Source organism: Allobosea sp. Root381, assembly GCF_001429395.1.
Lineage (GTDB): Bacteria > Pseudomonadota > Alphaproteobacteria > Rhizobiales > Beijerinckiaceae > Allobosea.
The window spans coordinates 1-11,032 of record NZ_LMJT01000033.1; the positions used below are offsets into that span (position 1 = coordinate 1).

The window sequence follows — 11,032 nt, forward strand, 5'->3', positions numbered from 1 at the left end:
CGCTCGCCATGGACCTGATAGAGCCGCTCGGCCTGCGTATAATACGGCTCGAACTCGTCATAGCCGACCGGCCAAGCCGGCGAGACGCCGTCATAATGCAGCGTCTCGGCAAAATCCTGCTCACGGAGCCGGTAGAGCGCCGCCCCGAATAGTTTTGTTGCGCCCCCGACGAAGTAATGCACTTGCGGCTGGAACGGCGTGCCGTCCGGCAGGTACCAAGTCTCCGGCGAGATATAGCGGTTCTGCTTGAAGATGGCGCGTGTCGCCGAGCTCGAACGAGACCTTCTCGAGGTCGATCCCGAGGAACTCGGCCGCGATCATCGTCATCACCGTGTAAGTGCCCGGGCCGATATCGCTGGTGGCGCTGGCGACGCTCGCGGTGCCGTCCGCCCGATAGGTCACGCTTGCACTGGCGGGCTGCTGCAAGGCCCCGCCATTGCCGGTCCGGCGATCGGGACGAGCGAGATGATACCGACGAGCGCGGTGGTGCGGAGCAGGCCGCTGCGTCGTTCCAAGGCAGTCACGCAGCGAAGATTGCCGCGAGGAGCACTACGGCGAGAGTTCGGGATACAGAACAAAATAGACTCCCCGCGGCCCAAACAGCGACGTTCGAAATTCCATGCGCCTTTGCGGCCCGGGTCATGCGCTGACCCGTTAAGCGGAGCTCCGTGAAGTGCTGAAGCACCCGGTGTCGCTGCGCATCATCGGAACCGATGAGGTTCGCTGGCTCAATCGCTGGGCGAAGCCCGGTACAAACGCGCCATCATACTGCGTGCGGAGCGCGAACCGCCGGCGTCGAGTTCTGCAACAGGCGCAGCAGATCGGCCTGGCGCGCGGTATTGGTTTTCGAGAACATGTGCTGCAAGTGGCTGCGCGCGGTGGGCTCGCCGATGCCGAGCATGTCAGCCGCCTCCTTGGCGCCCAGCCCTTGTGCCAGCGCCAGCAGGACCCGCAATTCAGCTCCGGTTAGCTTGTGAAGCCTGGCGAAGGCCTCGCCCGGCATCATAGGTGCTTCGAGCGGATCCTGCATGAAAATGGCGACGGAAGCCGCGAACGGGGCCACGATGGCGCGCCGCTGACCACGCTGTACCGGCAGCAGGGTTGCGATATAGCCGGCGCCGCTTCTATCGGGGATGGCGAGCGAACGCTGGCTTGTCTCCGTATCATCGTCACGGCTCGTCGCCTGATCGATCGCCGTCGACAAGGCAGCCCTTGCGGCGGAATCAACCGGATCCAGGCGATTGTTTAGGATACGAATCGAGGTGCCGGCTTTGACCTGGCGCGCGGCCGCCTCATTCATATAGACGACCCGGCCATCGCGGGCCGTGAGAAAAACGCCTGCGGCGAGGACATCGAGCGTCTTTTCCAGCATCTCGGACCGCAACGCCCGGATTTCGAGCGCATCCGAAATCGTCAGCGCACGACAGACATGCGGCGAAAGCAGCTTGAACAGGCCGATCTCGAACTGGTGGTAATGCGGCGCCTGGTCTTTCCGGGAGGCATGCATCGAGGCCATGCGGCCCCCCGTCCGCAATGCCGGAAACCAGATCATGTCCGTCAGCCCGAACGGCGCGAGCACATCCTGGTAGAAGCGGCTTTCGAGCAAGGCCGGGCGGTCGGTGGAGAGGATGTTGACGTCGCCGACGTTGGCGACGACGTCCGCCGCCGCCATCGGGCTCTGCGCATACTGGCTTCCCAGCTTCTCCAGGAATTGCTGCTGATATCCGAACACAAACAGCTGATCGTTTCGGGCGTGCCGCAGATCGTGCACGCAAATGCCGCCCCCTGTGCTCTCGCAGAGATCGGCAATCTTCAGGCAGGTATCGGGCCATAGCTGCGGATCGAGCGCGCAGTCATAGATCGCGCCGATGGTTTCGGATAATGCCTGTGCGGATACACCCTCCAGACCGATCATCGGCCCGGAGCTTCCTGCCCACGCACGTTGGCTTTGACCACCTTCACAACCCAGGCTCATGATCCGCCTCCGCCGTTCCGAGACGAGGTCAGTCCGACGTAGGCCGCGGCCACTGCGGCCACCTGATGAGTGCAGCCGATTTGGCCGTTGCCGCGAGTCAACCCGACAATCGGTTCAGCTTGCCACGTTATGGACGTGACGGATTTCACTTCTGAAGGCCGCCACCTATCGAGTCGCCGAATCTGTCCAAACACTGCGAAATCTGTCTATGCTGCGAGCGCGAGCGGCTCACACGGTTGATGGGGACATATCGATGGCCATGCCCGTGATCGAGCCTGCGCTGCTCACGATGTTCGATGTTGTCCGGGCGAGGCATCCGGGAGATTTGGACGGCCGGCTGCGCGTGACCGAACGCGTCGCCAAGTCGAACCGCGTCTACACTTACCAACTCCAGGACCGCGCGCTTTGGCGCGCAACGTTTGATCAGCCGATTTTTACGCTCGCGACCCGTGCAGCGGGCTCGATCCTGGCAAGTTACGCCGATAGCAGCTTCGCAACGGATCTCTCCATCGACGGCGACGAAGGCGATCTTTTTTGCTTCACGACGATGCTCGTCGGCCACATGACATTGATCCAGAACGGGAATTCGACGACAGCCGTCGACGGTCGCGGCCTCGCCTGGAGACCCGGCCCTGGCAGCCGGCTCCTGATCAGCATTGACAACGCGCGCACGAATGTCTTCTTCAAGGTAGCCGATGTCGAGGATGCGCTGGAGCACATGCTCGATGAGCGCCTCCGACAGCCACTCGAATTCGGGCCCAATCTCGATTGGAGCAGAGGGCTTGCGGCCAGTCTGAAGCACCAGCTAGATTTCGTCATGCAAGAGTTTCAGCGACCGGACGGAGTAGCCAGCAACCCCGTCGCATTGGCGTCTTTGACCGATCTGCTTGTCTCGTTGGTGCTCCGCGGCGCGCCACACAACTATGTCGATCAGTTGGATACGGGAGCTTCCGGTGTGGTCCCGGCCTATATTTGGCGCGCGGAGGACTTCATGCGTGCAAATGGCGCGGAGCCGATCCGCATGTCGCACGTCGCCGCCGCAGCCGGATGCAGTGTGCGAACGTTGGGCCATGTGTTCAAACATTTCCGCGGCAATACGCCCCTTGGCGTGTTGCACTCCATCCGGCTTGAGCTAGCGCGTGACGATCTGACTCGGGGCGCACCCGGCGCCTCGGTGACCACGGTCGCGCGCCGCTACGGCTTCACCAATTCGGCGCGCTTCGCCACCGCCTATCGTCGCCGTTTCGGCGAGATACCATCGGAAACCGCGCGACGCTCATCGCGCTCCTACCGTTGAGTGCTGGAAAGGCCATGTTTGGGGCGCAAGCGTGCTTGGCGCCAATGCGGCGTGCCTCTCTTCAGCGCCGTTTAAAAAACCTCTGACGGCGCCCGCTTTTGGTGAAGTATTGAGCGTCTGCTGATGGCGCAGCATGTTACAGGTATTACCGCACGCAATTGAACGCCGTTTGACAGGTGGTATTTCACCTCAGCGACATCAGAGCGCTCATTAGGCGAGCATCGACCTCGAATTCCGGGCCTGAATGGATCAGAGACCTGTCTATGCCGGCGTCCCTGAGTTGCTCGTCGCTCAGCGCGCGCAGGATCTTCTTGGTTCGCGCCCGCCGGACATGTCGGTGGGCCAGGCTGACATAGAAAGCCGCTTTGTTAGCCATTGGCTCGACCAGTTCGGAAGCGAGCCCGTTCACTGGTGGCGCGTTGGAGAGCGTTTCCGACATCGATGATCTCCCGAAGATTTTTGGCCACGAGAAGCGATGCTAGGTGATCTACTGGTGCCACTGCGTCATCGGAAGCAATGATACGGGCGCCAATTTCTTGGCAGAGACTTCGCAGCGTGCCGGTGGCTTACACCAAGCTGAATTCCAGCGGCAGCGACGAGCATCTGGGCAGAGCCGCAAAGATAGGCGAGCACAGCCTGCACAGACGCCGGGGCCTGGACGCAAGCTCGCCGGTCAAGGTCGCGGCCCGCGGCAGATCAGCTTCAAAGGTCGACTGTTGTAAGGGCGCCGCTTGTTGTGCAATTACGAAAACTGCGGCGGCGAGTGCGCACGCTCCGACGAAGTAAATCGCCTTTGGCATTTTGGCTATCGAACATCCTCGTTGGCATGGCTTCTAGCGCTTAGCCGATGCGATTGGCCCGAGATCGAGAATGCCGTCGTAGAGCGCGAGCGCCTGCTCTATGCGACCCTCATAGCAAACCGAGCGCGCGCGCAGTTGCATCAGCGCCGCGTTGTGCAGCCGATCCGCGGGCAGGTCCTCGGCGGCCCCATGATCCTCGATCAGGGTGATGACCTTGATTTCATTCAGGGCGCACTCGCGGTCAAAGTGCCCTGTCTGCACTTGCGTCTTTGCAGCCATCGTTGATGCGAGGTAGGCGCCTGTGAGGAAAAAGCCGCAGAGAAGCGCTTTCAGCTCACCTTCTCGAATGCTCCAGCCAACGGTGCCTCGTTTCATCGCTTCTCTCCTCGTCGTAGGTGTGCGTGAGCCGTTCAGGATTGAAGAGGAAGCCACGCCTCCAATCCGCGTTCGGGCAGATGCGCGATGTTTAGGCGGTCGGCTGGCACCCGCATCATCGGAACCAATGATGCGGGTGCCTGTTCGCGAGGCCCGGTCATCAAGGCCTCGGCTCGATGGCCATGGACACATGATGTTCGCTGAGCCGTTCCCCCGTCCTTGAATGTCTGCAATCGGGCAAGGTGCGAGAGTCCGCTTCTGGCGCTCTGTGCTCGCACCTCGCGCGAGCCGTCTCAAGATATGACCCCAGAAACGGGCGCTGGCCACCGACGCAAAACGTCCGCGTCCTGACCTCGCGGTATCAGGGTTTTGAAAAATCTGGTCGTGACTTGTCGTGAACGGCGAGCCGCTCAACGATCGTCGCGGTGGCCTGGTTCATCCCCACGACCTCCACGGGAATACCGTTGGCCCGGTAGCGGCCGACGACCTTGTCGAGCGCGGCGACCGCCGTGACGTCCCAGAAATGCGCCTGCGAGACGTCGATGCGCACGCCGGCTTCGGCTGCCGCATCGAGGTCAAAAGACTCGCTGAAGGCATCAGCCGAGGCGAAGAAGACCTGGCCCGTGACGCGATAGGTCAGGGGGCCACCCGCGGCATCGCCCTCGGGGGCGACATCCATGAGCTGCGAGACCTTCGCGGTGAAGAAGACGCCGCTGAGCAGCACGCCGACGAGAACGCCGAGCGCGAGATTGTGGCTCACCACGGTGACCGCCACCGTTGACAGCATCACTGTGCTCGACAGTCGCGGATGCGCGACGACGGCCCTGAGCGAGGACCAGTTGAAGGTGTCGATCGAGACCATCACCATAATCGCAACCAGCACGACGACCGGCACCTGCGAGACCCAAGGCTTCAGCGCGACCATAAGCACCAGTAGGAAGACGCAGGAGAACAGGGTCGAGAGCCGGCCGCGCCCGCCATATTTCACGTTACTGACGGTCTGACCGATCATGCCGCAGCCGGCGATGCCGCCGAACAGACTCGACGCCATGTTGGCGAAGCCCAGACCCGTGCATTCGCGGTCCCTCGCACTCGGCGTCTTTGTCAGGTCGTCTACCACCGTGGCGGTCATCAACGATTCAAGCAGGCCGACCATCGCGATGGCAACAGCGGGGCCGACGATGATCCGCAACGTCTCCCAACTGACCGGCACGGTCGGCCAGGCGAAGATTGGCAGCGCCTCAGGAAGGCGGCCGAGATCGGCCACCGTTTTCACCGGTAGCTGAAGCAGGCTCGCGGCGGCCGTGAGCAGAACGATGGCGATCAGCGGCGACGGGATGGTGGTGTTCAGGCGCGGCACGCCGTAGATCAGCGACAGCGCGACGGCGAAGAGCACATAAGTCTGCCAGCCCTCGCCGAGGAGATGCGGCATCTGCGCCGCGAAGATCAGGATCGCCAGCGCGTTGACGAAGCCGGTGCGGACCGATTGCGAGACGAAGCGCATCAGCACGCCAAGCCGAAGCAGCCCGAAGACGATCTGGAGCGCGCCGGCTAGCAGGCCGGCGGCGAAAAGATAGGACAGGCCGTGAGAGGCAACGAGCGGTGCCGCCACCAGCGCGACCGACCCGGCGGCCGCCGAAACCATCGCCGGGCGCCCGCCAGCGAACGCGATCACGATGCCGATAACGAAGGAGCCGTAGAGCCCGACCTGCGGGTCGACGCCGGCGGCAAAGGAAAAGGCGATGACCTCGGGAATAAGAGCGAAAGTGGCGACGGCGCCGGCAAGAAGTTCGCGCGGCGGATTTGTTAGCCATTCGCGCCGAAGGGTGGTTATGAGCATGGTGATCTCGCAAGGCATCGCCATCGGCCCACCCGTCGGGGCGAGCTGAACAATTGATGTTAGACAGCCTGTTGCGTTGTCCGGCGGATCGGCGGCCGGAAGAGCCACCCGGAATTACACCGGGTCCGAGGTTTATGGGGGCCGTTATACCCACCTGATCGCGAGGGACAACGGGCAATCCGCCGATATCGGCTGGACTGCCTGAGAACTGACCCATGACGCGTCGGCATCGGACCGGTTTCAGTCGTGGGGCAGCCGCACTTCGAAGGTCCGCTCCCGGGCAGCGCGCCAGAGTCTGATTGCGGCGCAGTGGAGAATTGATCCGCCTGGTTCGATGGAAATAGCCCTTGGCTTCAATCGGTCAGTGGTTCTGACAGATCCCTGCGTATTTCACTCGCCAAGCGGCGCAGCTTCTCCAGAGCTTCGATGGTGGTCCGAGCCCCCTCCTCACCGACAAAGAAAAGGTGGTTGCCGGGCATGACGGCGTTCAACTCGTCCGGCGCCGACCGCACTCGCCCGAGCATGCAACGCCAGATGCCCGCGGGCAGGGTGGATATTCGATCCTGATGAGCGAACAGATGCCGCGCACCTAAGCCTTGGCTGATCGCGAAGGCCCATGCAGCTGTGTCCGTCAATGCATGGCGAAAATCCCCAGCGTCGTTATGGGTCATCACCGCAGCCGGAGGGTAGGCGGTGAATTCGAGCGCTTGAGTATCGGAGAGATCGGCGCCAAGGTCGGAGACAAATGCACCGTCTTTCCAGCGCAAGCTGCTCGCAACGAGGTTGACCGGAACGTTCCCGATTAAGTCCCGCCGGAAGACAGGTTCTGGAATAAGCTCCCGTCCGGCACGCTTGCCCTGTTCGGCTAGGCTACGAACGATCCAGTCGGTGAACGAGCCGGACACATCCGCCAACCCGTCGCCAGCCGCGTGGAGACCTTCGAGGGAAGGCAGGAAGGCGGTGGGAGGCGACGCAACCATCGCGACGAAAAGTTCGATATCACATCCTTGTCGTTTCAAGGAGGTTGCGAGCGAGGCGGCGATGCGTCCCGCCATGCTCCAGGCCAATATGACGACCTCACGGCGCAACTGCTTCGCGTTCACGATGGCCGAAATGCTCTCGGCGGCCTGCGCGCCCCAGTGCTGCACAGAGAAATCCGGGTGAACCGTCGAGAACACCGGATTGCCAAGGGGATACGTCAAGGCCAGGAACGGGTAGCCGGCACTCCGAGCCCAATAGGCGAGAAAATCCCGCTCGCACCCTTCAGGATGACCATAGCTGATGCGGGCCGAAACTCCTCCGCCAGTAACGAATACGATCAACGGCTGACCGTGATGCCCGTCGCGGCAATATCGGAGTGATGGAAAGCCCGCGCTGACCGAAATCTCTTCGAAGGGGTACAATCGAGACGACACGCTAGCTATCCATCTGCACACGCGCCCTCAAAAACTATCCGACCTGGATCGCTAAGCGGGCTCACCCGAATGATCGCATATTTAGCCAACTATAAGTGAATACCTAAGGGAGCACTAGATTTTCGCCGTGCGGAATGTCCGCTTCCTGCCAGTACACAAATGTCGGGAAGTGGCGCGCAGAGCGCTACGGGAGAACCGCATCGACTTAGCCCTGCGAGGCAGCGGAGCAAATCCTGTACGCGCAACGCCGTGCACCTGCCGGGATATGCTCGATCCGCTCGACGGCAACGTCGGCTCCCAACACGGTGCGGAAGATTGCGAGTTCCGAACGGCATAGGCCCTGGCAGGTGGTGGCCGCGGCACAGATGGGGCAGTGGTTTTCGATGAGCAGGAAGCAGCCTTGGCCTTCCTCGACTACGCTCGCCATGTAGCCTTCGCGGCTCCGGATGTCCGCAGGAGCGAGCAGCCTGCGCTTGAGTGGTCCGCCTTGCTGGCGAGCGTCCTTGGACCAAGCTCGGCCATTCGCATGAGCGAGGATGTGGATGCTGATGGCGAGAGCTTTTTCCGCATCGCCTGCGAGATGAAGCTGGAAGGCATCATCGCGCCGGCCTTACGCCTCCGGCCGCGATGGCGAGTGGCTGAAGATCAAGTGCGTGCAGTCCGAGACGTTCGTCGTCTCAGCCGGCGCAGCGAGCGATTTGGGGGGCTGGCCCGGATGCTGCTGGCGGCGCGTGAGGTAAACGGGCTCATCTATGTTGGCAGCGTCGGGACCGGCTTTTCGGCGAGGTCGGCGGCCGATCTGCGGCGGCTGCTTGATGAGATGGCCTCGCCCGAGCCCGCAATACCGGTCGAGAAGTCAGGTACCCGGTGGGTGGACCCGGCGGTTGCGGTCGAGGTTGAAGTCCGGGAATGGACCGATGACAGCAAGCTGCGCCATGCGTCGTTCAAGGCGATTAGGGATGATGCCGAACTGGACGATGTCCTGGACGTTTCCGGCGCGGCTGAGAGCGGCCGCCGCAAATAGATCGGGCCGCCCGGCGGGTGAACGCCCAGGCGGCCCTATTGCACTCAGTGGGGATCAGACGCTGGTGCCGATCATGGCGGCGAACGCCGTCCCGTAGGTCATGGCGACGGCGACGATCTGGGTGGTGACGAAGGTCAGGGCGATCCGGGTCTTGGTCATGGGTATCTCCTACTTGATGGATTCGAGATGGGCGGAAACCTTGGCCTTGAATCTCTTGCTCTTGAGACGGTTCTGCAGATGTTTCCAGTCGGGGTTCTTATCGATCGAGAGAACCTCGCCGGGAGTGTAACCGGGATCAGAAAAGCCGCGGTCGAAGGCAAGCAGCGGCCCATAGAATTGCATCAGGACGTCATCGCTGGCGTTGAGACGGTTGGCGATGTCGAGGCCGTTATAGGCTAGGCGCCATTCCCACGGCGCATCCTTCATGGCCTTGTCGAAAAGCTCAATCGCGTTGTTCTTCCTGAGATCCTCGACGACACCGGCGCAATCGATCTCGCTCTTGTCCGCGATGTACAGGCCGCGCGCGATGACCTGATTGAGCAGAAGGTAGGCATCGAGTTCCCGGAGCTTCTTCGCATACGGGTGATCCGGGCTTTCCTGCAGCGTCGTCGCAACCAGTTGGCGGCCCGCCTCAAGCGCTTTGATGCCGTCGTCGAGAATGCTGCGGTGGCGCTTTTCACTACCGAACATCGCCTGCTTCCGGCTCAGCATCGCCTGCGCATGGCAAGCCATGTAGAACATGTACAGAGCCCCGACCTGAGCGAACGCGCCGACCTGCGGAAAGCTTACGACGTACCGGATCGTGTTGATGCAGGCGAGGAGCTCATGGCTGCCGGGATGCTGCTTGGCCGCATTGAGCATCAGCCGGAGGTCGGCCAGCCCTTCCGGCAGGGGGAACGGATAGTGGGTCGCGAAGAGATCGACGATCTGCCGGCGTGCCATCGGCGAGGCAATGCGCCGATTGGGCCAGCCGATCAGGTAGCGGATCACGCGCTCTCCGACGCCAACGGCCAAGGCGAGCTTCGAGACGCTGCCGTAAATGTTGTTCTTGAGGACATTCAACTCGGGAGCGACGCTTCCGGTCATATTGGCAAGCCTTTTTGAGAGGTTGCGGGCGAACGCGAAGGAAGCTGAAGAATTGCGCCTGAACGAAATATGAATGTTTTCGGTAATCCGGGGCGCGACCTTTCCGGAAAGCATGCCGGAAACACTGGATTGACCAAATCATAGACCGATATATCGCTGATTTCGTAGCGTTTTCTCAACCGGCACCACTGCCGTAAGCCCCCACCGTCCTGGTGGATCAGGGCGGTGGTGTCCGGGGGAGAGAACCATGACCCATCTCAAGCTCATCGCCGCGGCTGCTGCTGCGGTCATCGCGGTCCAGGCCTCGCCGGCGGCTGCCAGCTACTGCGAGGAGCAGGCCGGCCCGAGCCGGGCGCAGGTCGAGGCCAAGGTCATCGAGATGCTCGGTCCCATCGACCAGGGCATCGCCGAGATCAAGAAGCACGGCGGCGACCCGGGCAAGATCGGCCTCAAGGCTGACGACGGCACCTTCAAGACGCTGCCGGATGTGCGGACCCGCCTGCTGGTCGACAAGGCGGCGGCGGGCCGCCAGATCGACGAGGCGGTGGCGTCCTGCACGAAGGACCTGAAGCCCCTGCAGGATGTCACGGACGCCTATGTCGACATCCTCACGGGCGGCCTGAGCAAGGTGCTCCCGAAGCACATGCTCCATGTGGACGTCGGCCAGATCCTGCTCGCGGGCAAGCCCTTCGGCGGCGACGGCGCCATCATCCCGCATCTGCGGGAGCAGATCCTGGCGGCGCTCGGTCTGAAGAACGATAACGGCTTCATCACCTCGCTCGTCCGCGATCCGCTCCGCACGATCTTCGGCCGGCGGTAAGCCGTAGCAGTGATCGGCCACAGTCAGGAGGGAGGCGCGATCAGCGCCCCCCTTTTTTGTGCCGTGACAAGCTCTCAGGAACCGTCACGCGCCGGAAGGGTCCGACCCGCCAGTCGGGCAGGGCGATGCTTCCCGGCCCTGCGCGCATTCCCGTGTTAACCGTTTCCGTCCCCTGTCTTCAGACGGAGAACGCGTGGCTTCCATTACAGCGTTGCTACACATATGCCCGAGGTCGATTGGTGGGCTCCGCCGTGATCGCGCTTTGAATGTCCGCTTGCGGGATAGCAGCCAACGTCCGCTTGTGATGCTGTGGACGGCTCTCCAGCCCCGCGTGAGCATAGGCTCTCGCAGAAATGGAGGAGATCATGGACCAGGCAGCCACGATTGGATTGGATATCGC

Annotated in this window: 10 protein-coding genes, 2 pseudogenes and 1 other annotated feature; of the genes and pseudogenes, 3 read left to right on the forward strand and 9 right to left on the reverse strand. The window is 62.3% G+C overall.

From position 1 onward, the window contains the following. The 3 genes and pseudogenes from ASE63_RS19765 to ASE63_RS19770 all read right to left on the reverse strand — a co-directional run. Positions 1 to 182: pseudogene (locus ASE63_RS19765) on the reverse strand (dehydrogenase); the annotation flags it as partial. Beyond that, complete coding sequence (locus ASE63_RS28590) at positions 121 to 402, reverse strand: molybdopterin cofactor-binding domain-containing protein (protein WP_244491482.1); 282 nt, start codon at positions 400 to 402, stop codon at positions 121 to 123. The pseudogene ASE63_RS19765 and the gene ASE63_RS28590, both read right to left, overlap by 62 nt. Positions 403 to 763: 361 nt before the next feature. Further along, positions 764 to 1,915: a helix-turn-helix transcriptional regulator gene (locus ASE63_RS19770; RefSeq protein ID WP_056805337.1), complete on the reverse strand. Its 1,152-nt coding sequence runs from the start codon at positions 1,913 to 1,915 to the stop codon at positions 764 to 766. A 313-nt stretch (positions 1,916 to 2,228) separates the two neighbouring features. On the opposite strand from ASE63_RS19770, the gene ASE63_RS19775 reads away from it, so the two are divergent. Next, entirely contained in the window at positions 2,229 to 3,272 is a 1,044-nt protein-coding gene (locus tag ASE63_RS19775) for a helix-turn-helix transcriptional regulator (RefSeq protein WP_056805340.1), read from the forward strand. A gap of 184 nt (positions 3,273 to 3,456) precedes the next feature. On the opposite strand, the gene ASE63_RS19780 is transcribed toward ASE63_RS19775, so the two are convergent. The 5 genes and pseudogenes from ASE63_RS19780 to ASE63_RS28595 form a co-directional block, all read right to left on the reverse strand. After that, positions 3,457 to 3,711 carry a DUF1127 domain-containing protein gene (locus tag ASE63_RS19780; RefSeq protein ID WP_056805343.1) on the reverse strand — a complete coding sequence of 85 codons (255 nt, stop codon included), beginning with the start codon at positions 3,709 to 3,711 and terminating at the stop codon, positions 3,457 to 3,459. A 394-nt stretch (positions 3,712 to 4,105) separates the two neighbouring features. Beyond that, complete coding sequence (locus ASE63_RS19785) at positions 4,106 to 4,447, reverse strand: hypothetical protein (RefSeq protein ID WP_156410496.1); 342 nt, start codon at positions 4,445 to 4,447, stop codon at positions 4,106 to 4,108. Positions 4,448 to 4,808: 361 nt separating this feature from the next. Continuing rightward, complete coding sequence (locus ASE63_RS19790; protein ID WP_056805362.1) at positions 4,809 to 6,287, reverse strand: SulP family inorganic anion transporter; 1,479 nt, start codon at positions 6,285 to 6,287, stop codon at positions 4,809 to 4,811. Positions 6,288 to 6,361: 74 nt separating this feature from the next. Beyond that, positions 6,362 to 6,417 (reverse strand) — a sequence feature (sul1 is cis-regulatory element that is thought to sense ions involved in sulfur or methionine metabolism; They are found in Alphaproteobacteria). 223 nt (positions 6,418 to 6,640) lie between these two features. Beyond that, positions 6,641 to 7,702 (reverse strand): hypothetical protein, encoded by a 1,062-nt coding sequence (locus tag ASE63_RS19795; RefSeq protein ID WP_156410497.1) that lies wholly within the window; start codon positions 7,700 to 7,702, stop codon positions 6,641 to 6,643. A gap of 205 nt (positions 7,703 to 7,907) precedes the next feature. Beyond that, positions 7,908 to 8,156, reverse strand: a pseudogene (locus ASE63_RS28595) (MarR family transcriptional regulator); the annotation flags it as partial. Positions 8,157 to 8,282: 126 nt separating this feature from the next. Here ASE63_RS28595 and ASE63_RS28600 point away from each other — a divergent pair. Then, positions 8,283 to 8,726, forward strand: coding sequence for a hypothetical protein (locus ASE63_RS28600; RefSeq protein WP_280137454.1), 444 nt, complete (start codon positions 8,283 to 8,285; stop codon positions 8,724 to 8,726). 168 nt (positions 8,727 to 8,894) lie between these two features. Here the strand turns inward: ASE63_RS28600 and ASE63_RS19805 are convergent, their stop codons facing one another. Further along, positions 8,895 to 9,926, reverse strand: a complete 1,032-nt coding sequence (locus ASE63_RS19805; protein WP_156410499.1) for a hypothetical protein — start codon at positions 9,924 to 9,926, stop codon at positions 8,895 to 8,897. Positions 9,927 to 10,059: 133 nt separating this feature from the next. On the opposite strand from ASE63_RS19805, the gene ASE63_RS19810 reads away from it, so the two are divergent. After that, the gene (locus tag ASE63_RS19810; protein ID WP_056805359.1) at positions 10,060 to 10,632 is read left to right on the forward strand and encodes a hypothetical protein; all 573 of its coding nucleotides are present in this window, start codon (positions 10,060 to 10,062) and stop codon (positions 10,630 to 10,632) included. The last annotated feature ends 400 nt before the right edge of the window (positions 10,633 to 11,032 follow it).